Source organism: Armatimonadota bacterium, assembly GCA_013314775.1.
Classification (GTDB): Bacteria; Armatimonadota; Zipacnadia; order Zipacnadales; family JABUFB01; genus JABUFB01.
In genome coordinates this window covers 1074523-1098643 of the sequence record JABUFB010000008.1, presented here as the reverse complement: position 1 = coordinate 1098643, position 24121 = coordinate 1074523, and the positions used below count along the sequence as shown (strand labels likewise).

Annotated in this window: 13 protein-coding genes; 8 read left to right on the top strand and 5 right to left on the bottom strand. The window is 64.0% G+C overall.

What is annotated here, in order from left to right; all coding sequences use genetic code 11:
- Positions 1 to 10: 10 nt before the first annotated feature.
- Genes HPY44_11300 through HPY44_11290 form a run of 3 tightly spaced genes read right to left on the bottom strand, consistent with a single transcriptional unit; the run spans position 11 to position 6204 of the window.
- Positions 11 to 1024 (bottom strand): hypothetical protein, encoded by a 1014-nt coding sequence (locus HPY44_11300; protein ID NSW56594.1) that lies wholly within the window; start codon positions 1022 to 1024, stop codon positions 11 to 13.
- A gap of 44 nt (positions 1025 to 1068) precedes the next feature.
- Complete coding sequence (locus HPY44_11295) at positions 1069 to 2160, bottom strand: hypothetical protein (GenBank protein ID NSW56593.1); 1092 nt, start codon at positions 2158 to 2160, stop codon at positions 1069 to 1071.
- Between the two features lie 57 nt (positions 2161 to 2217).
- Positions 2218 to 6204, bottom strand: a complete 3987-nt coding sequence (locus tag HPY44_11290) for a hypothetical protein (GenBank protein NSW56592.1) — start codon at positions 6202 to 6204, stop codon at positions 2218 to 2220.
- Positions 6205 to 6450: 246 nt separating this feature from the next.
- Between HPY44_11290 and HPY44_11285 the strand changes: the two genes are divergently transcribed.
- From HPY44_11285 to HPY44_11270, 4 genes are all read left to right on the top strand, one after another.
- Entirely contained in the window at positions 6451 to 7698 is a 1248-nt protein-coding gene (locus tag HPY44_11285; protein ID NSW56591.1) for a DegT/DnrJ/EryC1/StrS family aminotransferase, read from the top strand.
- A 176-nt stretch (positions 7699 to 7874) separates the two neighbouring features.
- Positions 7875 to 9023 carry a CIA30 family protein gene (locus HPY44_11280; GenBank protein NSW56590.1) on the top strand — a complete coding sequence of 383 codons (1149 nt, stop codon included), beginning with the start codon at positions 7875 to 7877 and terminating at the stop codon, positions 9021 to 9023.
- A gap of 124 nt (positions 9024 to 9147) precedes the next feature.
- Positions 9148 to 10461 carry an alpha-L-fucosidase gene (locus HPY44_11275; GenBank protein NSW56589.1) on the top strand — a complete coding sequence of 438 codons (1314 nt, stop codon included), beginning with the start codon at positions 9148 to 9150 and terminating at the stop codon, positions 10459 to 10461.
- 195 nt (positions 10462 to 10656) lie between these two features.
- Entirely contained in the window at positions 10657 to 12021 is a 1365-nt protein-coding gene (locus tag HPY44_11270) for a metallophosphoesterase (GenBank protein ID NSW56588.1), read from the top strand.
- Between the two features lie 52 nt (positions 12022 to 12073).
- On the opposite strand, the gene HPY44_11265 is transcribed toward HPY44_11270, so the two are convergent.
- Complete coding sequence (locus HPY44_11265) at positions 12074 to 15127, bottom strand: LamG domain-containing protein (GenBank protein ID NSW56587.1); 3054 nt, start codon at positions 15125 to 15127, stop codon at positions 12074 to 12076.
- 18 nt (positions 15128 to 15145) lie between these two features.
- Positions 15146 to 16885, bottom strand: coding sequence for an alpha-L-fucosidase (locus HPY44_11260; protein NSW56586.1), 1740 nt, complete (start codon positions 16883 to 16885; stop codon positions 15146 to 15148).
- A gap of 204 nt (positions 16886 to 17089) precedes the next feature.
- Here HPY44_11260 and HPY44_11255 point away from each other — a divergent pair, with 204 nt between their 5' ends.
- From HPY44_11255 to HPY44_11240, 4 genes are all read left to right on the top strand, one after another.
- A complete protein-coding gene (locus HPY44_11255) occupies positions 17090 to 17365 on the top strand; it encodes a TMEM165/GDT1 family protein (GenBank protein NSW56585.1) in 276 nt (91 codons plus the stop codon).
- A gap of 305 nt (positions 17366 to 17670) precedes the next feature.
- Positions 17671 to 18054 (top strand): hypothetical protein, encoded by a 384-nt coding sequence (locus HPY44_11250; GenBank protein ID NSW56584.1) that lies wholly within the window; start codon positions 17671 to 17673, stop codon positions 18052 to 18054.
- A 476-nt stretch (positions 18055 to 18530) separates the two neighbouring features.
- Positions 18531 to 20000 (top strand): hypothetical protein, encoded by a 1470-nt coding sequence (locus tag HPY44_11245; GenBank protein ID NSW56583.1) that lies wholly within the window; start codon positions 18531 to 18533, stop codon positions 19998 to 20000.
- A gap of 425 nt (positions 20001 to 20425) precedes the next feature.
- Positions 20426 to 24076 (top strand): S8 family serine peptidase, encoded by a 3651-nt coding sequence (locus tag HPY44_11240; GenBank protein ID NSW56582.1) that lies wholly within the window; start codon positions 20426 to 20428, stop codon positions 24074 to 24076.
- The last annotated feature ends 45 nt before the right edge of the window (positions 24077 to 24121 follow it).

Genomic DNA, 24121 nt, shown 5'->3' with positions numbered 1-24121 from the left:
GCCTGCATACTCAGTCCCCTGCGCTCATGACCACCGGCCCGGCCGCGTCGACCACCTTGCGCTCTTCGTCATCGAGTTGGTCGAATAGCCGCCGGGCGCGCATATCGAACGAGCGGCGGGGTTCGTTGTCTACCGCCCGCCTCTGACTGCCGTTGTGGAAGCACCACCCCGCGGCTCCGCCGCGCACCGCTCCTCGCAGGTCGATCAGAAAGTCCTCAGCAATTGGCTCCCACTGGCTGTACCCGCGCCGGAAGGGCTCCTGGTAATGCACCGGCGCCGTCACGCCCAGTGTTTTCATGGCCGCCAATACCTTACGCGTCTCGCTCTCAGTCTGTTGGGGTGAATCGGCATGACGGGGCCGGTGGGGGCACAGGAAGTCCAGCTTTGCGTCAAACAGCGCCTCACGCACAGATGCTTCATCGAGGTCATGCCCGCCGAAGGAGGCGGTTACGAGAAGCTTCGGGGCCAGCTCTGCCGCCAGTTGCCGCAGTTCTCTCAGTTCAGACACACTCACATATCGCGCATCTCGAACATCGCGTTCATTGGCCAGGTCCAGGTACCAGTTCGCGTGCCCTTGCAGGGCCCCGATGATGGTCCTGACCGCCTCCCGGTGGGCCGGTAGATCCGCCACGCTCCCGGCGCCTTTGCCGCGGGTCAGGGTCACGTCAACGATCATCCCGCGCCGGTCGCATTCCCCCACCAGCCACGCCAGTCTGTTCAGGTATGGCTGCCGTGCGTGTCCGTGGCTGTCGACCGCCGAGACATCCGCACCCGATCCCGCCCAGGTCGCCCAGACGCGCAGCCAGTTGAAGCCCCGCGCCTGCATATCATCCAGATCGAGCGTCACGAACTCTTCGGATGCCCCAAGCCCACCGTAGTAACTGAACCCCAACAAGAACCTGGGACTGCCGTTGATGGTGAATTGCGTCCCCTCGATGCCCAGCATCGTGGGGGGACCCGGCATCCCGAGTGTAGGCAGCCCCATGAGAGTCGCCGTGATTGCGATTTGCCGGGCGTTGATCATCTTACTCACCACTCCTCTCAGCGGCCACGACTGGCCGCATCGCTCTACGGCGCAATCACCTGCGCCAGGGGAGCTGCGCGGTGACGTTCGCCATTGACAACCATGCCTCCGGTCACGAGCACCTTCCCGCAAGCAAGCAATGTCGCCTGGTGCTCATGCACCGGCGCCAGGAGTCTGCCCGCCGGGGAGAAATCCCCGTATGCGGGCCGGAACACTTCACATTCAGCAATGGTGTGGGCCCCTCCCTCGCCACTCAGGCCCCCGGTGATCAGGACGCGGCCGTCCGGCAGCAGTGTTGCCTGATGGTCCATCCGTCGCAAGATCATCGGCGGGCCCGGCGCGAATTGGCCTGTCACTGGGTCGAAAACCTCAGTACTCGCCAGTTGCAGGCCCTCGGAGGCGCTGTAGCCGCCGGTGATGAGCACTCGCCCGTCCTGCAGAAGCGTTGCGGTGTGCCGGGACCGATCTGCGCACATCCGCGCGGCCTGCTCAAAGCGCCCGGTTGCGGGCGAGTATATCTCCGCCGATGCCAGCGTTTTCTCCCCGGGGAACACGGTGCCGCCGGTTACCAGCACCCGGCCGTCTTTGAGCAGCGTCGCCGCGTGGCCGAACCGCGGCTGGTGCATCGTGGCGGCCGCGGTGAAGCGCCGCGTCACTGGGTCGAACAGGTCACATTCCGCCACCGACCGCACGCCGCCGATGAACCCGCCGGTGATGAGCACCCGGCCATCAACGAGCAGCGTGGCCGCGTGCAGTTCCCGCGGAACACTCATGCGGTTGGTGATGAACACGAACCGATTGCCGTCGTACAACTCTGCGGTCCGCGAGGTCGAGTAGGGCAGCATGAACCCGCCGGCAATCAGCACCGCGCCGTCACGCAGCCTCGTGGCCGTGTGGAAAGCTCTTGCCTTATGCCCGAACGGGGCGAGGCCGACAGGGGAGCCGGTCTCGTCCAGCAACTCGCCGCGCGAGAGGAAGCCGTAGCCCGTCCCGAGGCCGCCGTACACCAGAACTCCACCGTTCGACAGGAGCGTTGTGGTGTGGGCATACCGTGCGCCGGCCAGGTCTGCATTCGCGGGAAGGCAGACTGCCAGAAAGAGGGCGAGTACACCCATTGAAGGGCCGATGCCTTGCATATCCGTGGGTATCTCCAACCGGCAGCCGGGCACAGAGCCTCGCGTGGCCGTCTGGGCTCAGCCCTCGGTGCTCTCCCGAACCTGGAAAGTCGCCTGGGCGGATGATCCGTCCCAGAGGCTCTTGGCCAGCACCGTCCACGTCCCCGGTTGCGCATTGATCGGCAGCCGGACGTTGCGCTCGCAGCGCCCGTTTTCCGTGCACGTCCGGCCGGAGAAAGCCAATCGCGCCTGGCCGTCTGGTCCCGCCACCGTGATGTCCAGCAGGTGATTTCCCTCAGAGTCGCCGCCACCGACTTCGACCGTATATGCCACAGTCTCGCCGGCTTGCGCGGTCTCCGGCAGGCCCACGATGGCCACGCCACTCGGGTCCGAGGGAAACAGGCCGATGAGCCTCGTGGTCCCCCAGGGGCACTCCAGCATCAGGCGGTATTCCCCTTCCGTCGCGACCCGTTCGCCGCTCACCAGGTCCCGAGCGATGCATCCGGGCGGTGCGCAGTTCACCTGGACCGTGGTCACCGGATCCTGCCCCTCGTGATTGATGACGAACAGGAGCGTGGTCCCCTGCTCGGTCTGGCGCACCGCCGCCTCGATTTCGGGGTTGTTAGATGCGACATTGGGCGCCGGCATTCCCGCTGTTGCCGCATTGATCAGGCCCAGTATGCCTGCCGCATCCGGGCTCGTATCGGACTGCGCCAATGCGTGGAAGTAGCAGTCTTTCAACGGAAGATTGAGAAGTCTGGCTGAGCCTTCACCCGCTTGCCGCTGGAACCACACCGGCGCACCGCCTGCCGTCTCCCGTGATGGTGTGGCGTCACCACTGGTGTAACTACGAAGCCCCCACAGGCGCGGGACCTCGCCCGTCGCAGGTGATCCGCTAATCACAAAGGGCCCCTCGCGGACCTCCGCGCTGCCTGTGACCCCAAAGAGTTGCTCAAAGATGCCCAGCGGCCGCTTCAGTTCGTCCAGCGATGGCACCTCGTCCGCGAGCAAGAACCCGCCCTTTTCACACCAGGCGCGTATGGTCTCCGCCGACGCGCGCTTCATCAGGTGCACGTCGAACAGGCACAGGATTGCGTACTGGTCCAGCTTGCCCTGCGCGAGCTGATCCTCGTGGATGCAGTCCAGATCGCCATATGCCCGCCGGAAGGCCTCCAGGGCCACCATCACGTTCCAGTACTCCTCCTGCAGGAGAACGTGCTGAGTGCGCGGGAAGAGGAAAGCGGCTTTCGCCTGCGGCACTTTGCTGCGGGTGAGGAGCGGCGCGACCGCCTTCACTTCATTCATCGTCTCCCCATGGGTCTGCCACCAGCGTGGGTCCTCGGGGATGCCCCAGAATGTGTTCAGGTAATCACACCCGGCCGCAATCGCCGTGTAAGTCAGCTCCCTCGGAGACCATGTGAAGCGTCGCAGGTCTGACTCCGGCGCAAGCTTGCCTCCCCAGCCGGATTCCACCCAGAACCCCAGCTTCTTCTCATAGGTGTATGCCAGATTGCGCATCTGCGCGAAAGCCATGTGGATGCCGGCGATGCGCGGGACCATGGGGTCTCGGAACTTGCCCCGGCGGAAGTCCGTGGACAGGTACGGGTAGATGTCGTAATTCACCGAATCAAAGGGTGCTCCCCAGTGGAAGACGTCATCCACAGCCCAACTGCCTCTGAACCCGTTGCCGGCGGCCCCGAAGGTGTTGTGCGAGTCATGGGTCAGTTCCACCCAGAAGTCCGGGTAAAGCTCCTTGACCATCGCGTAGCTCTGCCGCCAGCCCGCAGCGAAACCGTCGCTCCAGAAGTCCACGTACTTGAGCCACAGGGCCGGGTCCTTCATGGCCTCCTCACGGGTGGGCATCTCAATTCCGTACCGCCGCCGGAACTCCTCACGGGCAGGCGGCCGGTCATCGAAGGTATTGCCGCCGACCTGGAAGGGTTCGTCCATATAGCCCTGCACGTTGAGCAGCCTCGGCACACGCCGGCAAGTCTCGACGGCTTTCTCGATCACCGGGCGCAGTGCCGCGCTGTATTCCGGCGAGTACACAGAAACGGGCGGTGGCGTATCCCGGTTCAGCAAAGAGAAGTCTCCCTGGAACGAGTAGCTGACGGCCATCCCTCTGCGTTGTGCATAGTCTTCGGCGAAGTCGAGTACCGCATTGGGGCCGGTTCGCAGCCGTCGACCGCTGAATGTGAGAGTGTTGAAGCCGTGGGCGATGATCGCCTCGATCTCCGCTTCAATGGCAGCCTGGTCGAAGGTGCTGAAGGGTGACAGGCGCATGGTGGTCGGGTAGAAATCCCCCAGATCCAGGCGCGGCACCACGTGAAACGTCAGTGCGGATTCGTCGAGGATCTTGCCTTCCGCGGTACTCACCCGGGTGCGCAACCGGTATTCCCCCTCCGCCAGGTTCGGCACACGGTAGGACCAATCGAATCGGTCCTCTCGAGGCGCCGGGGCGATACGCGCGAGTTCCCGGCCCGACGGGTCCTCGACCCAGGCAACGATTTGCGCCCCTTCGGGCAGGTCTCCCTGGCGGGTGCCCGCGAAGTCGATTTGAAAGCCCTCCGCGGTCACGGTGCGATTTCCCGGCACTGACAGCGCGATATTCACCGGGTTCGTCGCCTCCGATTGCCAGTCGCGGCGGAAGGTTACGTTGCCCTCTTCGTCGCTCATGGTTGCGGTGAAGACCAGCGTGCCTTCGGCCCGGTAGTCCAGAAGCCTGATCTCACCCTCCAGACCATTCCCATCCACAGTGGTGCGCAGCGGGCTCAGCTCTCCGGCTTCCTGCTCGAGTGTATGCCGATCCGCATATTCCACGCTCACCCGCAGCTCCACCGGAGACTGAGGGTCGGCCCTCAGCAGACGCAGGTACGGGCGAACCTGTCCGTCAATGGGGACAGTCTCGGGCAGATACTCGGCGGAACCGAAGCGCACCGGTTCGGCGCGCTTGCCCAGCCACAGCAGGCTGGTACAGAGCAGATCATCGGCCATCTCACCCGTCCCGATCCCTCCGCGCTTGCCTACGGTGTTGATCAAGAGCACGCGGCCCTGCCCCAACTCGCGCGCAAGCAGCACAGGCTGCCCGGCGACGCGTGCGAGGACCTGGGAACCGGGCTTCGGGTCCAGATCGCGCACGGTGCTGACGGGACCGAACCGGTCGGCGATGGCATTGAAGACGGGGTGCGTCAGGTCCATGGAGAGTTCCCCTTCCAGTTCGGACCCGCGGTCCGGCAACACGCCACGCGCTGCGAAAGGCGTAATCTCCCTAGCTGGTTGCCAGGCCTCGTCGTCGAACTCCACCGTGTTCCAGCCCTGCTCCTCCGGAATATGGAACTTCCATGTCCTGTCGCTTGCGATCAGCTCGCGGGTGCCGTCTTCGTACTCGATACCAACCTGCGCGTAGAACCCGCCCGGACCGTCGACATTGCGCGCCTTGAATGCGATGACGTTCTTGCCCTGCTTCAGATTGTCGGTGATGTTCCACAATTCCAGGTCATACCAGCTCCAGTGGTACCCCACCTGCTCACCGTTGACGTACACCCAGTACAGGTTGTCTGCGGTAGTCCGGATGTACGCCCGGCGCACCGGTTTGGCCACGGTGATCGTCTTGCGGATATGCCTGATGTGGTCGGGCGTCTCACCGGCTTGCGGGCCGGTCCACATCCAGTCGCCGGAATTATCGGGGAACAGGTCTGCAGCCACCACGTTTGCGGGAGCGGTATCGCCCAGTAACTGCCACAGTCGTGTGGTCTTCGACAGGGTCGCAGGCATGCCCGCGATGAGCAGGCCGCCTCCATTGCGCACGAATGCCTCCAGCGCCCCGGCCTGCACGCTCCGCGCGTCCAGGTCCGTCTCACCGTCAATCACCAACACGTCTGCGCCGCCCAGGTCCAGCGGCTGATTCAAACCAGGCGCCGTCACGGTCGCTCTTTCGCCGAGGTCGGCAAAGGCGTCGCTCAACGGCACGAGATCTGCGTCACCTGTGATATCTACAATTCGCAGCGGAGCGGCGAAACAAGTGCTTGTGAGAACCAACAGTGCCAGCAGCCATCTGACTTGCATCCGGGTCACCTCTTGCGCATCTCTACGGTCCGCCAGGCTCCCGGGCACACTTCGCGCGCAGCCCTTTCATCACCTCTGCGCACTGTGCGTGACCACGGGAAGGAACCTGGAACCCGCCCGGTGAAAGTGCGCCGGGTTGACTGCCGATCGTTCGCGCAAGCAACCGGTGCCTGCCCTTGACGCTGCAGGGCGTATCATTGAAACTCAGCGCAGCGTTGTCTGTGCATAGATCGAATGGAGGCCGACATGAGCACACTGGCTATTGACGGTGGCACCCCTGTCCGCACCACGCCCTTCCCGATGCGCGACCAGATCGACGACCGCGAGGTCGCCGCGATCATGCGTGTTGTGGAACGCGCCCGCACCGAAGGCGGCGCCTTCGAACGATACGGGGGCGTCGAGGTGGACGCTTACGAGAGCGAATTCGCCGCTCACATGGGCTGCAAGTGGGCAAACGCTGTATCCCATGGCACGGGCGCGGTCCATACGGCCATAGGAGCGCTGCGCCTCGACGCCGGCAGCGAGGTCATCTGCTCGCCGATCACCGATCCGGGGGCCATCATGCCGGTCCTCCTGCAGAACTGTATCCCAATCTTCGCCGATGCCGACCCCGAAACTCAGAACATGGACCCGGCCTCGGTTCGCGAGCGAATCACGCCACGCACGAAGGCTATCGTCTGCGGGCATATCGCCGGACAGCCCTGCGACATGGATGGGATCATGGCCATCGCGGCGGAGCATAACCTGTGGGTCGTGGAAGACTGCGCCCAGGCCCACGATGCCGAGTACAAGGGGAAGAAGGTTGGTTCCATCGGCCATATGGGCTGCTATTCGCTCATGAGCGGGAAGCATTCTACCGCCGGCGGCCAGGGCGGCATGGTGGTCACCAACGACGAGAACTTGTACTGGCAGGCCAAGCGTTTCGCCGACCGGGGCAAGCCCTTCAACTCCGACGCCCCCGGCAACATGTTCGTGGGTATCAACTACCGCATGACCGAACTGGCGGCGGCCATCGGCCGGGTGCAGCTTGAGAAGCTCCCCGAGATCGTCCGGGTGCGTCGCCGGTGCGCTGAGATCATCGGCGAAGTCCTCGCGGAGCACGGCTGCGAGGGTGTGCAGATGGGCAAGATCATTGAGGGTGCGAAGTCGGCTTACTGGTTCATCTTCCTTCGCTGGCATGCCGACCGGATGACTGTGGACAAGGCGCGGTTCTGCGAGGCCGTCGCCGCCGAGGGTGTCGGGGTGTCCCCGAACTACGGGGCTCTCGCCTGGAAGAACCCATACATCCTGGACCGCAGAGCTTACGGCGAGACCCAGTGCCCGTGGTGCTGCCCCTTGTGGGGAGGCCAGTTCGACTACGAGAACTGCTGCCCCAACGCGGAACTGGCCGATGCGAACCTGATGCGAACCTCGGTTCACGAGAGCTTCAGCGACGATGATGCTCGGGACGTGGGCCTTGCCATTGCCAAGGTCGAGCAGGCCTACCGGAAGTAGCCGGACCAGGCCGGCTTCAGTGTTCGATCGGCAAGGGTTCAGGCGCGCGGAACACGGGTTTTCCCCTGCGGCAGGTGACTGCACATGGGGCGCGAAGTACTGAACCGATGATGGACGATTGACAGGTTGCGCGGCTGCGCTGAGCGGTGGGGGGAATCCGTCTGGGGAGGAATGTCATGGTGACCAGAGCTCTCATGCTGACCTGCCTGGTGATGAGTAGGTGCCTGACGTGGGCACAGGACGAGGGGGTTCTGCGCAAGCTGGACTTCGAAAAAGATCTGGGGGGATTTGCGTCTGCCGATCCGCTGGCAGAGTTGGGTGTGACTACGACTGAAGGCTTCGCGTTCAAGGGCGCGGGCGCCCTCGAGCTTTGGTACCCGCAGCGCGCCATCAAGCCCGGCGACGCGGCGAACGGACTGCCCGGGTCGCTCATACTTCCGACCGAGGGCGGTCTTCCGGGACTGAAAGCCGTGCGGTTCGCAGCGACCGCCGAGATCAGTACCGCTCTTTCCGTGATGCTGGCTGAGGGCGGCGAAGACGGGCCGCGCTACAGCGCCTTCATCTGGTGCGAAGGCGGCGAGTGGGCTGAGTATGAGATCGGCATTGATGACTTCCACTACGACCGCGACAGCGGTGCCGACCCTGACGGCAAGCTGACCCCGGAGAGCGTCGAGGCAGTCGTGCTGGTGGATGTGGGCTGCTTCTTCCGGCTTCTTGCGCAGCAGAACCCAATGTTCCACGTGGCGCCTGCTGCCGAACAGGTCGTCATGCTCGACGAGTTCGAACTGTGCACGGTCGAGCCCGAGAAGGGTGAGACGCAGGAGGGCACGGTACTCATCCAGGACTACGCCTGGCCGCTGGAAGGTGTTGCGCTCCTGGGCGGCAGTAAGGTGAAGACGTCAGCGGTTACGCAAGAGGGAGCAGGCGCGGCGCTGAAGGTCGAGTATGAAGTCCCGGCGCAGAGTGTCTTTGCGCTTGTGCATCAGGTCAGGCCGGGGTCTCTGGAGGGTATCAAGACACTGCAATTGCAGGTGAAATCGGAGAAGGCGACTACCCTTGTCGTGGACCTCGAGGAACGCACCGGGCGTGGCGAGGAGAAGAAGGCCAACTACAGCGCGATGGTGCAGCTGCAGGCGGGGGATGACTGGCAGACGGTCGAGCTCCCCATGACCGAGTTCAAGAGGGGAGAAGACAGTATGGATGAGAACGGCAAACTCGATAGCGAGCACATCGTGATGGCCATGGTGATCGACGGCGGTGCTTTGATCAACCAGGCGGACGTGGCAAACACTCTCCAGCTCCGCGGTTTTCTGGGCCTAAAGTAGGAACTGGCAGGACAGCCCATCGCGCGCCCCAAGGCGACGTGGGAGGCAGGGTGTCCCCGACTGGCTGCCCTGTATCGCGAACACGAACCGGATTGGCCCTGGACGGACTCAAGAGATCGTACCCATGCGAGGCGTGACACCCATGCTGATACCTCCCGCATTGCTGGCTCTGGCGCTCTGCATTCCCGCCGGAGCGGCCCCGAAGTTCGAGCGCACCACCCACCCGGACGCCCAATGGTTCCCGGAAGCGGGCCTGGGCCTGTTCATGCATTGGGGAATTCACAGCGTTGCCGGAATCCAACCCTCCTGGGCGATGATCAAGGACTACCCGGCAGGCGGCGATCCCCGCTTCCACCCGCCTGACAAGTATTACGCGCTGGCCAAAGACTTCAATCCCCAGAACTACGACCCGGACAAGTGGATGCAAGCCGCCGCGGAGGCCGGCTTCACCTACGCAGTGCTCACCACAAAGCACCACGACGGCTACGCTCTGTGGCCCACGCATTTCGGCGACATGAGCACCCGCCAGTATATGGGCGGTCGCGACCTGCTACAACCCTACGTCGATGCCTGCCGCAGGCACGGTCTGAAAGTCGGCTTCTACTTTTCGCCCGTGGATTGGCATTACCCGGGGTTCCCCGTGGGCGACGTGGACTTCGACTACAATAAGCGTGGCAAGCACCCCCCACGGGAGCCTATCCAGAACCAGAAAGACTTCGACGCCTTCTACGAATACACCATCGGGCAGCTTGCCGAACTGCTCACGCGCTACGGAAAGATCGACCTGCTGTGGTTTGACGGCATGGGCTGGCCGGGCATCAAGGACATCCGCACCGAGCAGACCCTCCAGTGGGTGCGGGACCTGCAGCCCGGCATCGTGATCAATCCCCGCTGGGGAGGCGTGGGCGATTTCGCCACCCCTGAATGGAACTTCCCGGACGGCCGTCCATCGGGCTGGTGGGAATACTGCATCGCCTGGAACGGTCACTGGGGCTACAATCCGAAGGGGCGCTTTCGCCCCACATCCTGGGTCATCGAGACCCTGGTCAAGTGCCGGTCATGGGGCGGGAACTTCCTGCTCAATGTCGGCCCTGCTCCGGACGGAACTATGCCCCAGGGCTTCTACGACCATGCCGCGGAACTGGCCGGGTGGATGAAGCACAGTCGCAAGTCGCTCATCGGCGCCAGGCCGACCCCCGGCGACGACCGCGCCAATGTGCCCATCACCCGCGGGGAAGATGTCTGGTATCTCCATGTCCTTCCGGGGCACAGGGGCAATATCGAAGTGCTTCCTCCGGCCGTGCCGAAACGCGTGAGACTACTTGCCACCGGCCAGAACCTACCTCACCGCGAAGAGAACGGCAGACTCATCATCGAGGCGCCTACGGAGAGCGTGACAGGGCTGGACGACGTGATCGAGGTGCTCTGGCAGGGCTGAATAGGGACCTCGCAGAGAACGGTCTCGTCAACCACGATTGTAGTGTGCTTGACCCGGAGCGTACGGGTGCCTGACAGGCGCACAACGCCGTTCCCTGGCCGTCATCGGCTCGTTTGGTTCCAGGCGGCACGCGAACAACCGACACGAGGGACGCTTTGATCGATGACGACTCCTACTGGCCAAACGAGCAGATTCGTGCTTAGCGCGCTTCTCGCACTGACTCTGACAGCGCCAGTTTTCTCAGGCGATGTTCCCATCGCCTCGTGGGCCGCCGAGAGCATCGAAGGAACCGTTGTAACCGACACCTCCGGCAATGGCCACCCTCTCGCGCTCAAAGGCGACTCGGTCGAGCAGTTCATGGGCCGCACACTCCTGCGGACCGGGCCAGGGATGTACGCTGTCGGGCCCGCTCTGGGCGATGGCTGGCCCGCATTCTCCCTGGTCGCGGTGGTCTTCCAGGAGCAGCGCGGGAACCTCTACGCCGGGATCGTCTGCCGGGACGTGTACGGCGGTCCCGACGGCGATGTGTTCGGCATCATCACCGACCCGCAGGGCAACTGGGTCGGCCGGGTCACCACGGATTCAGGGCAGACCGGTGTCAGCGCGCCGATCGTGCCCGGCTGGCACCAGCTTGCGCTGACCTACGACGGCACGGCAGCGCGCCTGTATGTGGATGGCGGTCTCGTCGCGGAATCCAAGATCAGTGGTTCTCTCGTCTCCAGGCCCGGGACGCCTCTCACCGTCGGCGCCTACTCGAACCTCAACGGTCCCTACTCGGGTGGAGTGGCCCTTGCGGCAATCCACGACCGTGCCCTGTCCGGGGACGAGCTGGCGTCTGGTTGGGTACAGTGGCAGCAGAACCACCCCGCTGCTTTGGAGTTCGGTTTCGCGCAGGGAAACGACATCCATATCACCGACACAAAGAGCGTCGAAATCCTCAACGACGCGGTAGACATGATCAACGCCGACCCGTACGTGGCGTTCAGCCTGTGGCTGGGGGACCTGACGCAGGATTCCGCGTCAGACGCCATGGCCCTTGCGCGTATGGGACTGGATCGTCTACGCAGGCCATACTACGCTCTGCGCGGCAACCATGATCTCGCTGGGGGCTACTTCGAGCGTGAGTTCGGTCCCCTGAACCGGGTTTTCGAGTACGCCGGTTGGAAGTTCATCCTGCTGGACTCCAACCCGGAGACCGAGCCCATCGGCGGGGAGCGCATCGAGTGGCTTCGCGAGCTGCTCAAGGCTACTGACCCGTCTCAGCCCATCGTCCTGTGTACTCACCACCCGCTGTACCCCAATACCCGCGCCTATCTGGCTCCCGGCGCGGCGGATGTGATCGCGCTGTTCAAGGGGCACAACCTGAAGGCTGTTCTCTCGGGGCATTACCACGCCAATCAGGAGGAAGTCATCGACGGGGTGCTGTATACCACCACGGCCTGCCTCGCGACCACGCGGGGGAATCACGACGGCACAACGCCCCGAGGCTATCGGTTGTTCTACTGCGCGGGTGACACGATCACCACGCAGTTCGTGATTGTGCGCGATCCGCGACCGTAACTGTATCCGGCACGGCCGGCGCTCCCAGGGAGTTATCGCCAGAGACTCTGCCTCAGTCCCGCAGGCGGAACCGGAACTGCCGCCTGGTTCGCACATCCTGCGGTGCGTCCGCGCGAACGCTGAAGGTGTACGCCCATGTCCCCGTGCGTGGGTCATAATCGGCCTGCCAGACGTCCGCGCCGGGCGCTCTCATCCAGGTTTCCGCGGTCCGCGTCTCGAGGATTGCTGCTCCCGGTCGAGACAGTCCGGCGATAGTCACCGGCACGTACCCCAGCCCGCCCTCGAGGCTGAACTCCGCACGGTCCCCCTCAGCGCGGATCAATGCAGGCCGCTCGCGCTCCGTCCTCCCCACTGTGGCGGAAACCGCAATGTCGTTTCCGGTTGCCTCTCGGTACACCATCCGCCAGGTGTTGCCATCGCTCTCCAGCGCGGAACGCAGGTTCGCATTGGGGCCGTAGTAGTCCTCTGGGTGCTGGGGGAGGATCACATGCTCGATCGTGGCCTCCACGAAATCCCCCGGTTGCAGTTGGTTGACGCCGGGCGGCGGGATGATGTCGATGGTGGATGTGTCGGTCCCGCACGCACGGACCCCGTACTCCGCGACCCATGGTTTCGCATCCTTTCCGCCGAGGCGCGCCCTCCAACTGCGGATAATCAGGCCCCGGTTCGCCCACGCGCCTCCATTTTCGCCGGCCCGAGACACCGCATCGTGGAGCGACACCCACGGGACGCGGCCAGTGCACTGCATTGGCTCCGTGCGGTACTGGTCGCCTCCCCAGCGCGTGTCCCACTCGCGCACGAGGCCCTGCTCGTTGCCCAGCGCCATCTTCCGCTCGCCGGTGTAGCTGTAGGTGTCGGCGCCAATCTGGCAGATCACGAACCGCGAGAAAGGCGTCGCCTCGTTCACGTCCATCCTCAGCCGGTATACCCCCCGCACGATGTCGTCCGACCGGTACAGACTCACGGTGGCCTCGTGCTCGATGCGTCTTTGCGCCGTGCAACCTGCGTAGAGCACCTCGGTAAGAACCGGGCACTGACTCAGGTACGCGGTCTTCATGCGCGCGGGGAAACCGCGCTTGCCATCGGGGGCAAAGTACCGGAAGAAGTCGCCGCCGCCCACATTGTGCGTCCAGTTCCACTCCATGTTTCGGTTCATCGACCGCACCATCAACGGGCGCACGTCGAGGACCGTGGCCGCCGCCTGTGCCTGATCGGGTTCGTAGCAGATGCTCTCGCCCCACGAGCCCAGCGCCGACTGGTCCCAGAGCTGGTTGCTGCCCCAGCCGATCAGGCACAACTGGGCGTGTGACGCCGCCGCCACCCCGCCGTAGTGACCGTAGACGATGTTCAGCTCGAGCTCAACCGTCTCCCCGGGCGGCACGCGCACCATGCTGAAGCCGTGGAACCACTGGCCGGCATAGACGCCGCCTTCCGGCCTGCCGTGCCAGTTCTTGCTGATCTGGACGGGGATGCCCGTGGGGTTACCCTCGACGTCCAGCAGAAACGCGGACACGCCGGTAATCGGTGCGCCGAAGCGCAACGCGATCCCTGCCGCCCCCTTCTCGAACAGCAGCCTCGCGGTGCGCTCCACCGGGTCTGGGTTGGTCAGGGTAATCCTCACTCGCTCGACCGCGTCGTTCTGGTTCCCATGCCCGCCTTCCGGGATGATGGGCGCGACCCCGTTCAGGTCGATCCGATGCCAGCCCCGCGCCGGGTCATACTCCACCGCGCGCTCATTGCCCGCGGGCACCTCGGTTGCCGCCACCCTGAGCGACTGTCCGGCGTTCGGCGGCTCGTCTGTTCCCGGGGAGAGCACCAGCGCTGCTTCGCGCCAGGCGTCTGCATCCCAGGCCTCCCCCTCCGGCAGGGCCCATCGCCCTCGCTCTGTGCCTCTTTCCGTGCTCAGCAAGACCTCCATCGACGCTTCGCGCCAGCGCTCGCCGGGCCTGTTCGTCGATGCCTGCCCTTTCGGGTCGAAAGACCACTCACGCACCGGCGTTGCTCCTGCGAGCGCCTGCTCGGGCTTCGTGGTGCGCGACTGCAACTCCTCGGCGGTCAGCACGCGGTCGTACAGGCGCACCTCGTCGATCACGCCCCGGAAGTGGTAGCCGTCGCCGGAGTTGTCCTGGCGCCGCCCGAAGGCCAGTCCTCCGGCCCCTGCCGTGCGCTTCCGCCCGATCTTCAGCTCTCCGGCAGGCTGGCCGTTCACGGCGATGCGCAAGGTGTCTCCGTCATAGCTGATGGCCAGGTGGTTCCACTGTTCCGTCCGCACCACAGCTCCGCCCTGGGCCTCCAACTGGAAGCAGTTCTCGCGCCCCCCGCCGATATTCACGATCGCCCGCGGCCGGCCCCCGATGATCATGATTCCGTAGTTGCCGTCCACCCACTCGTTCCCGTTCTTGCATACCAGCCACGGGCTCAGGCGAGGCGATGCCTGGTAATCCACCGGTACGAACGCCCAGAGTTCCAGGGTGAACTGCTCTGGCTCAAGCTCCGGCGAGTGCGGGATTTCGAGGTGATTCGCGCCGGACAAGCCGTACCCACCGCCAATGCGCCCGAAACAGGGCTCGCCCTGCGGAATCGGCTGCATGCCCGGCCGGGCGGCGAGAATGAGCGCCAGGCGGTCGGGCCAGGCAACTGTCTCGAACCGCGCGTCCACATGGAGCCGGCTGCCGTCCTGCGCTGCGAATTCCAGGCCGGTCACATCCGCCCGCTGCATGACCCGTCCTGATTCGATGAGCCTAGGGCCACCGAACTGCGTCCACTTCGCGCCGCTTTCGCAACGGTAGGTCTTTCCGTTCACGGATATGGTGAGGGAGAGGTCTGCCGGGGGGAGGCTGTGCACGATGCTGTTGTCCGCCTTCGCAGCTCCGGCATAGTCCAGGCCCGCAGATACTCGACCAAAATGCGGAACCTGAAGCGTCTCGGTGTTGAGCGCGATGGCGTAGCGCCCAGTCTGGATGCAGCGCAGCCACGGCGCTTCCGGGGTATGGGACGGGAAGCCTTCTGCCCACCACATCAACGCGTAGTCTTCCGGACGGGGCACGCACTCGCTGACCTGTGTCGCGCCCGTGGCGAGGAGGAGCAATGCCTGGATACCCAACATAGGTTACCTCTCGTGATATCAGGAACCGAGTCCGGCCACGGGAACCAACCTCACCAGGGCCAGTCGCATCCCCCGGCCCTCCGCTTCAGCAGGTCCGGTCGAGAGCTGATGCGCCCCGGGCTCCGGGAAATCCACGATGCCCACGCGGTATGTACGGAACCGGGGCAGTTGCCCGCCGAAAGCTTCGCGCCGATCTCTTTCGCCGGTGTCGATGAGCGGAAAGGTCAGCTCCAGCTCATCGCACCGCACCCGCCACTCGGCGTAGTCATCTGCAGCAGGGCAGGAGTACTCCAGTTCCAGAGCATACGATCCCGGCTCGAGGGTGCGGAAAGTCCAGGTCGCGGTGCCGCCCTTCTGCCAGCCGCCCACGCACTCTGCGTGTTGCCAGTCGCCGAACTTCTCCATCCACTGGACCGTCCGCAACTCGCAGCCAGTCATCTCGGCGAGGCCTGCATCCAGTGTGTTCGTGCTCCCCGCGAGTACGGTCAGCTCCCGGTCCGCCTCAATCGGTTCCGGCACTTCCAGGACGACCACCGGTATCAGCTCGCCCGGCCGGACCGCCGGCAACTGCACCGTCACGTGCGCGTCTCCTGCAGTCGCCGGGAGTGTCTCATCGCCAATCCGGGCCGTTTCCACCGGCGATCGCAGCCCCGGAACCACCAATCTCCCGCTCGCAGGCCAGTCGAAGACGTGCAGATGAAGCTTGTTGGCCCTTGCCGTGCATTCACCCCAGGGGAGAGGGCCCAGCGGCGTGGGGTCAACGCCGTGGATCGCGTCCTCATGCGCATGCACCCAGCGTCCGACCTCGCGCAAGACTCGCTCTGATGCTTCCGGGATGCGTCCCAGCCCGTCGGGGCCGACATTGAGCATGTAGGTCCCGCCGCGGCTCGCAACCCTGATGAGCCGTTCCGCCACGGTGCGCGGGCCCTTGAAGTTGCGGTCATACCAGGCGTAGCCCCACGTATCATTGTGGGTGTCCGGCGTCTCCCAGAGACCCTCCCGAGGCAAACGCGGGATCTCCTGGTCACCGAGAGTATCGTAATCTCCCAGACCGTTGCCGATGCGGCTGTTTACCAGGCACTCCGGCTGCAGTTCGTGTACCAGATCCACCAGCATCCGCGACTGATCGGGCGTGATCGGCCCCGGCGTGTCGAACCAGACCCCGGCCACGGGGCCATAGCCGGTGAGAAGCTCCCGCAATTGGGGCACGACCTTGCCATGCAGATACCGGTCGAAATCCCCGCCCTCGGGCCAGTCCCAAGAGTTGCCCACGGCGTCCTGCTCGTGCCAGTCCTGGGTCTGCGAGTAATAGAAGCCCAGGCGCAGGCCCTCGGCACTGCAGGCATCGGCAAGTTCCTTCATCGGGTCACGGCCGAAGGGCGTGGCATCCACGATGTTGTACGGGCTCGCCTGCGACTTGAACAGCGCGAACCCGTCGTGGTGCTTCGCGGTGATCATAATGTGCCGCATGCCTGCGGCTTTCGCGATGCCTACCCACTCCGCGGCATCGAACTCCACCGGGTTGAACCGCGCGGCGACCTGCTCGTACTCAGCCACCGGAATTCGCGCGCGGTTCATGATCCACTCACTGATGCCATAGTAGGTCCGGCCCTTCCAGCGCCCGGCCAGTTCGGAGTACAGGCCCCAGTGGATGAACATCGCGAACCGCGAGTCCTTGAGCCAGGCGCCGCGCTTCAGATCGCCTTCCTGCTTCCCACCTGCTTTGCCCCACATCTCCGGGGAAGTGCCGTCAACCATGTCTGTGGACTCCTGGTCTATGATCTGCGGTGCTTGCCGTGGAACGTACAGTCTATCAGCGGCAGGTTCGCTGCTCAGTCGGTGCTGTCCTGCCCGACCGGACACTTGTCCTTGCCTACGTCCCAGCGTAGAATGCCGCGAGGACGCATAACGAAGCGCGTTGCGGCTTCCTGCCGGCAGCGCGTTTGTACTCACCGGAGGATCATGATGGACTGGAAGCCCTTTGTCTCCACTTTCACCCTTCTGCTGCTAGCCGAACTGGGCGATAAGACCCAGCTTGCGGTCATCAGCCAGGCTGCCAAGTTCCAGTCGCCCTGGCTTGTGTTCGCCGGCGGCGCACTGGCGCTGGCCGTTGTGACCGGACTCGGGGTCGTCCTTGGCCAGGTGTGCGCTACGTGTCTGCCCCGCGAGCTGATCCGGTACGTGGCAGGCGGGGCATTCATCGTCATGGGCGTGCTGGTGGTGCTGAAGGTGATCTGACGGGCCCCATACGCGCCGGTTGGTCCGCCCTCATCCCGCCCCTCCGTTGTTCGCCTCGCCTTGCGGGTCAACCCTCCAGAGTCTCCGCCAGTCTCCTCCGTCCGGTCGCAGAGACTGTCACATTGAATTGAGCTTAGTCATATATAAGCTTGAGTCAAACCAGAGAGGTCTGTCTTTTTCTTGGTTTTTTGAAAGGAACTGCCGGCTCGGATGTGGAACATTCATCATATCCGCCCGCTGTAGAGCGGGCCGGAGGGGGCAACGCAGCGAAATCTGGGTTCGCTACGTACAGGGAGGACGTCGCAATGCGAGTCAGAATGACGTGCTGGGTGCTTGTTGTGGCCGTGCTGGCTGTCGCAGTTCCCGCCGTGTATGCCGATGGAGTGGCCGTTGAGAACGCACGCGGAAAGGCCTATCTGACACTGGTTGTTGACGACCCGACCGACTTCCATTCACTGCTCATCAGCGTGATGCGCGGACGGGTTCAGGATTTCACCGCGCCGCCCGGCTGGGTGGCGACCCCGGAAGGCACCTCGGCAGTGCGCTTCGTTCCTGACGGCACCGACGGCTTCTTCCAGACTGGTGTCGCGGCCGGGTTCATGATGAAAGTCTCGGGGCGTGGGACCGGCACGTGGGCCACATACTACACCGATGGCACCGGCCTCACGGGACCAATCAACTTGAAATAGCAGGGCGGATGCACGCGGGCGCTGTGCCCAGTTTCATGCCCGCGAATCCGGACGTACCAAGCTGTTCCCCGGGCCTCCAGCGCATTGGCGTCTGGAGGCCCGGGTGTGTCCCACGGCACTTACGCGGATGGTGACTTTGTCCCCGGCCGAATTCGGCGACCCGTCCTGGAGGAACCGAGACCCTTCGGTCGGAAATGTAGGAACCAATAATGCCGCGCCGGAGGTTGTGGTGGTCCAGGACCGCGAGCGCACGCTGTTTTTCCTGATCATGTACCTGCGGCTTCTTTCCTGCGCTCACGTCCGGGTGAGAGTCCTATACTGGAAGGGACTCATCGGCGATGACTTGCCCCGATGCAGCACCGGGCAAGCCCGGACCAGAGATGCATCAAGCAGCAGGCGGAGAGATGTCGGGACTCATCAGGGCACGTGCTCTGGCACTTGAGCGCGCCGCAGTATCACATCGGAGGTCGATCCACTTGACGCGGGCAGATGCTGTGCTCAACCGTCGCCGGCCGGTCACACTGTTCGGGTTCCTGGGAGTGGTACTTATGGTCATCGAATCTTTGAGCGCTTCGGCGGGCCCGGCAAGCGGCCCCTTGCGCGTTAGTCCCGACAACCCCCGTTACTTCGCCGATCCCGCCGGAAAGGTGGTCTACCTGACCGGCTCTCACACCTGGAGCAATCTCAAGGACATGGGAAAGACCGACCCTCCGCCGGAGTTCGATTTCGTCGGCTGCTTGGAGATGATGGAGCACTACCACCACAACTTTATCCGGCTCTGGACCTGGGAACTGAGTCGCTACGCCTACGGCGGCGAGACCACCTACTGCGCCGGATTCCCCTGGCCCCGGACGGGGCCCGAGCTGGCGCTGGACGGCAAGCCGAAGTTCGACCTGTCACGCTTTGATCAGTCGTACTTCGATCGTCTCCGCCAGCGTGTTCAGGCTGCGGGGGAGCGGGGCATTTACGTGTCCATCATGCTCTTTGAGGGGCATGGTCTGCACGCCTCCGACGTGCCCTGGTGCTGGGACGGCCACCCCTTCAACGCCCGGAACAACATCAATGGCATCGACGGGAATCCCGATGGCAATGAGCGCGGCATCGAAATCCAGACCCTCGCGCTCCCCGCCGTGGTCGCGATCCAGGAGGCCTACGTCCGCAAGGTCGTGGAGACCGTGAACGACCTGGATAACGTGCTGTATGAGATTGCGAACGAGTCAGGGGCGTACTCCACCGACTGGCAGTACCATTTCATCCGCTTCATCCACGAGCTTGAGAAAGGCATGGGGAAACAGCACCCGGTGGGCATGACTTTCCAGTACTGCCGCGACTCGAAGCAGCGGGGCAAGAACGCCACGCTCTTCGAAAGCCCGGCGGAATGGGTCTCTCCCAACCCCGATGGCGGTTACCGCGATAACCCGCCGGCCGCGGACGGACGCAAGGTCATCATCAACGACACGGACCACCTGTGGGGCATTGGCGGGAACCCGCAATGGGTCTGGAAGAGCTTCTGCAGGGGGCATAATCCCATCTTCATGGACCCCTTCAGCCCTCCAATCCAGCCCGTGACACCGGGCGCGGCCCGCGCCTGGACCGACCACCTCACGGCGAACCTGTCGCTGGACCCGAAGTGGGACCCGATTCGCAAGAATATGGGATACACCTTGAGATTCGCCGAGCGGATGGATCTGTCGAAGGCGGTCCCTCACGGCGAGTTGGCGTCGAGCGGATACTGCCTGGCCGATCCGGGGGCGGAGTATCTCATCTACTCGCCCAATGGCGGCGCGGTGACGGTCGACCTGACCGGCGTCACCGGGGAACTGTCGGGGGAGTGGTTCAACCCCGCCACCGGCGAGCCGTCGGGAACGTTGACGGTCCCCTGCGGCGCAAAGGTGGAACTCGTGGCACCCTTCGACGGGGATAGTGTGCTGAAGCTTACTCGGTGAAAAGCGCGCGTCTGCCCCCACCCTGGGGGCCAGAAGACCGGCGTCGATAGTGGGGCCGCCTGAACTGATTTGTTCCCGGGAAGGATCATAATCGGCATAGAAAGAAGGTAAGTTGATAATAAAGGGAGAAAGTGAGGCTGACGGACAACAGTTCGACTCTAGTTGTGGGGGCACAGGGAATGAGCAGGTGAGTGGGCATGGCAGTGGCGCTTCGCGCTGTGCTGTTAGGCTGTCTCGCAATCCTATTAATCCCAGTTTCAGACGCTCAACGCGGAAAACCAGTCAGAGTGGCCGGCCCTCCATACGTGCCGGGTGAGATCGTGGTGGGGCTGCGCGACACTGCTTCGTCCCCCGCTGTGGCCCGTCTTGCCTCCCGGTACCGGATGACGCGCAGTAGAGCGGTACCGCGGGTGAATGCTCACGTCATGCGTCTCCGCTCTGCTTCGGACATGGACTCTGTGCTGGAGAACATCCGGCGGCGCCCCGAAGTCCGCTTCGCTGAACCCAACTACACCCGCCGCGTGCTTCTTGCTGCTCCCAACGACCCCGCGTACAATAACCTGGACAGTTCCATTGCCGTGTGGGATCCATCCGACGCCACCTGGTACCAGTGGGGCATGCATGTCATCGACGCTCTCGGCGCCTGGAACATCTACCCCAGCACCTACTATACCGCCGCGACAAAGCCCGCCAATCCTCCCAAGGTCGCGGTGATTGACACCGGCATCGACTACGGCGGGACTGACAGCATCGCCCACCCGGACTTCATCAACCTGGGGGGATCAAGCCCCGATGCGGCGCTGGGTGGGCAGATTGACATCGCCAACGGCACCAACGTGCTGGGCGGGTACTCCCCCACGGATTTCGCTGATGACTATGGCCACGGAACCGCTGTCGCAGGCGTAATTGGCGCCTCCACAAATAACGGCGGCACTGCTCCATCCAGCGGCATCGCCGGCCTGGCCTATCATTGCCAGATCCTGCCCATCAAGTGCTTTGACAACACGGGATACGGTACCGAATCGGACCTGGCCGAGTCGATCATCTGGGCGGTCGACCATGGCGCGGTGATCATCAACATCAGTGCCGGTGACATCTATTACTCCCAGCTTGAGCAAGACGCAGTGAACTACGCCTGGGAACACGGGGCGTTGGTGGTCGCCGCCGCAGGCAACGAGGGCGACTCCATGAACAGGCCCACTTACCCAGCTGCCTGTGCCGGGGTGATGGGCGTTGCTTCCACCAGTTGGCCTTACGACGCCCCGGCCTCCTACTCGAATTACGGTGACTATGTGGATGTTGCTGCCCCGGGCGGCGACGTGGACATGGACACCCTCGCCTTCTGGCTTACCTGGACTACGATGCCCACCGAACTCGTGCCCATGCATTACGCAGGATTGCCCGAGGGCAACGCGCGGTACCAGTACCAGACGGGCACCTCTCTCGCCTGCCCCTTCGTCTCCGGTCTTGCCAGCCTATATGCGGCCTCACAGGGCATCACCCAGTCAACACCAGGTGGTCTGATCCGGATCTTCCGAGCGATTCAGCGCGGCTGCGATGATGTCGGGCTCGTTCCGGGCTGGCATCCCTATTGGGGTTGGGGGCGAATCAACGCGGCGCAGACCCTTCTCGAGAATGACAACCGGGCGTCCGCTGTGGGGGCGATCACCGGCCAGGTCACGTACTATGGGACGGCGGTGCAGAATGCGGTGGTCAAAGCAACGCCGGTCGCCGGAGGATATGCGCCGGGGGCAACTACCCGCTCCGACGGCATGTATCGTATCGCCAACATCGATCCCGGTCTGTACGATATCAGCGCCACGTATTTCAGCCAGACCAAGACGATTGAGGACGTCGAGGTTCTCACAAGCTGCGACACACCCCGGGTCATCGTGAACATCGACAATCCGCGGGTGATATCCAGTACGCCCAGTTCGGCCCCGAATTCTGGTTCCGTCGCAATTACCGACCTCGAAGGCATGGGCTTCCAGAGTGGCGCGACGGTGAAGCTTGAGAAGTCGGGTGAGACCGACGTCATCGCGACCGGGGTCAGTGTAGTGAACTTCACGCAAATCACCTGCACCCTGGACCTGAACGGGGTCACGCCGGGCACTTGGGACATCACGGTCACCAACCCGGACGGACAGTGGGGGACCCTCACAGACGGTTTCACCGTTGAGTCCGACGATAGCACCCCACCTGAAGTCGTGGAATGGACAGTGGTGGCCACCCACGGCGGCGGCGTTGGGGAGATCGCCACAACCTGCACCGACGGCTACGTGGAGACCCGCACCGGGCGCGTGTCCAGGCTGGCCGTGGTATTCACCGACCCACTGGCTCCCGTGACGCCTGCTGATCTTATGGTTGTCGCCTCCAAGGCTGGGGATATTTCCGCGAGAGTTTCGGCGACTACCCTGAGCACCGACGCGCATACGCTGTTCATCGACTTCAGCCCCGCACTCCCCGACGATGACACCTTCGAGATCACTCTTTCGGAGACGATTACCGGCCGCGACAACGGTCTTGCGCTCACGGGTGATCGCGACCGCATCCTGAAATGCTGCGTGGGCGATGTCAACCACAGTTCGCGTGTGACCATAACCGACATGTACCTCATGCAGAGCATGCTGAACAAGGCGGTGACAGCGGCCAACTGCCACTACGACCTGAACCAGAACGGGCTCATCACTATCACCGAGATGTACCTGGTCCAGGCGAACATGAACCACTCCGCACCGGATATCACAGCCTCTTCGGCTTTGGTCAGCAACGCTCCGCCATCGTTCGTGGTCTCGCCTGGCTGGTCGCGCATCGCTATACCAGGGGACGTAGGATCGGCGGCTCTCGACACCATCGCCTCCGGACTGGGCACGCGTGGCGCTGACTGGGAGTTGTTCACGGTCGATGCCGGCGGCGCGCTGGCAGTCTCGTCATCGGGGACCGAGACGGGTCGCGGCTACTGGCTCTACTCCCGCCGGGGTGGATCTCTCCAGTGTCCGCCGCGAAGCGCGTCGTCTCCGCCTGATGAGGTCGTCCATCTCGAAAAGGGTTGGAACATCATCGGGTGCCCCTTCGCCCATGCAGTGGAATGGTCTGACCGGAACATCCAGGTGCTGCATTCCGGCGAATGGCTGCCGCTATCGGGTGGGGTCGAAAGGAACTGGATCTACGCGGTAGCCTACGGGTATGAGGACGGCGGAAACACCCGGCTGGCGGCCAATTCAGGGGCAATGCTGGAGCCCTGGCAAGGTTACTTCGTGTGCGCTCGCGTGCCGTGCGAGCTCCTTATATCCGCGGAATCAAGTCATGTGGAGTCCGGGGTCGCGGGCGCGGGAAGCGTCGAACAGGAAGCCGCGGACTGGCAAGTGCGACTGGTTGCTTCGGCGGGGGACTACGCGGACCGCTGCACGGTCATCGGCGCCGCTGCCCGGGGACTGGGCGCGTCGGAGCCGCACCCGCCCTTCGGCCCTGGCGTGGATCTCGTCGTGAAGTCGCAATCGTTGAGCGATCCGGGCACGCCCGGGGAGGCACTTTCCCTGCAGGCGTCAGGTGCGAGCGGCTACAAATGGCGGATCGCCGTACACAGCGGCTCCGCCGGACTGCCTGTCACCGTCTCCTGGCCTGATCTCACCCAAGTTCCGGTCACCCTGACACCGTACCTGGTGGACACGGTAACCGGGAAGCGGGTCTACATGCGCACCCGGACCGGGTACACGTACACGCCATCAACAGCCGGCGTGCGGGAACTCGGCCTTGAGTTCGTCCCGCGGATCGTCGGCGGCGGGCAGGTTACGAGTCTGTCCGCGGTGCCCCGGGGCGCGGGAGGCGCCGAGATTGCCTTCACTCTCGGCGAGCAGGCAGCGGTGGACGTGGACATTCTGAACATCGCGGGTCGGGTGATTCGGCGCTTGAGCAGCGATGCGGTGCTTCCTGCCGGCGTCAATCGCGTGGTCTGGGACGGGGTGAGCACTGCAGGCACGCGGGTCCCTTCGGGCACCTATTTCGTGAAGCTCACGGTGCGCTCGGAGGATGGCCGGCAGGCGTCGAGGACCTGCGCCCTGTCCGTGCACAGGTAGGCGACGCGGCAGCGCCCCGACCTGCGAGTGGGAGGTGGTGTCCGG

Excerpts from the sequence above, each read along its gene's own strand:
- HPY44_11300 (NSW56594.1), bottom strand. The coding sequence starts at position 1,024 with ATGATCAACGCCCGGCAAATCGCAATCACGGCGACTCTCATGGGGCTG.
- HPY44_11295 (NSW56593.1), bottom strand. The coding sequence starts at position 2,160 with ATGCAAGGCATCGGCCCTTCAATGGGTGTACTCGCCCTCTTTCTGGCA.
- HPY44_11290 (NSW56592.1), bottom strand. The coding sequence starts at position 6,204 with ATGCAAGTCAGATGGCTGCTGGCACTGTTGGTTCTCACAAGCACTTGT.
- HPY44_11285 (NSW56591.1), top strand. The coding sequence starts at position 6,451 with ATGAGCACACTGGCTATTGACGGTGGCACCCCTGTCCGCACCACGCCC.
- HPY44_11280 (NSW56590.1), top strand. The coding sequence starts at position 7,875 with ATGGTGACCAGAGCTCTCATGCTGACCTGCCTGGTGATGAGTAGGTGC.
- HPY44_11275 (NSW56589.1), top strand. The coding sequence starts at position 9,148 with ATGCGAGGCGTGACACCCATGCTGATACCTCCCGCATTGCTGGCTCTG.
- HPY44_11265 (NSW56587.1), bottom strand. The coding sequence starts at position 15,127 with ATGTTGGGTATCCAGGCATTGCTCCTCCTCGCCACGGGCGCGACACAG.
- HPY44_11260 (NSW56586.1), bottom strand. The coding sequence starts at position 16,885 with ATGGTTGACGGCACTTCCCCGGAGATGTGGGGCAAAGCAGGTGGGAAG.
- HPY44_11255 (NSW56585.1), top strand. The coding sequence starts at position 17,090 with ATGATGGACTGGAAGCCCTTTGTCTCCACTTTCACCCTTCTGCTGCTA.
- HPY44_11250 (NSW56584.1), top strand. The coding sequence starts at position 17,671 with ATGCGAGTCAGAATGACGTGCTGGGTGCTTGTTGTGGCCGTGCTGGCT.
- HPY44_11240 (NSW56582.1), top strand. The coding sequence starts at position 20,426 with ATGCGTCTCCGCTCTGCTTCGGACATGGACTCTGTGCTGGAGAACATC.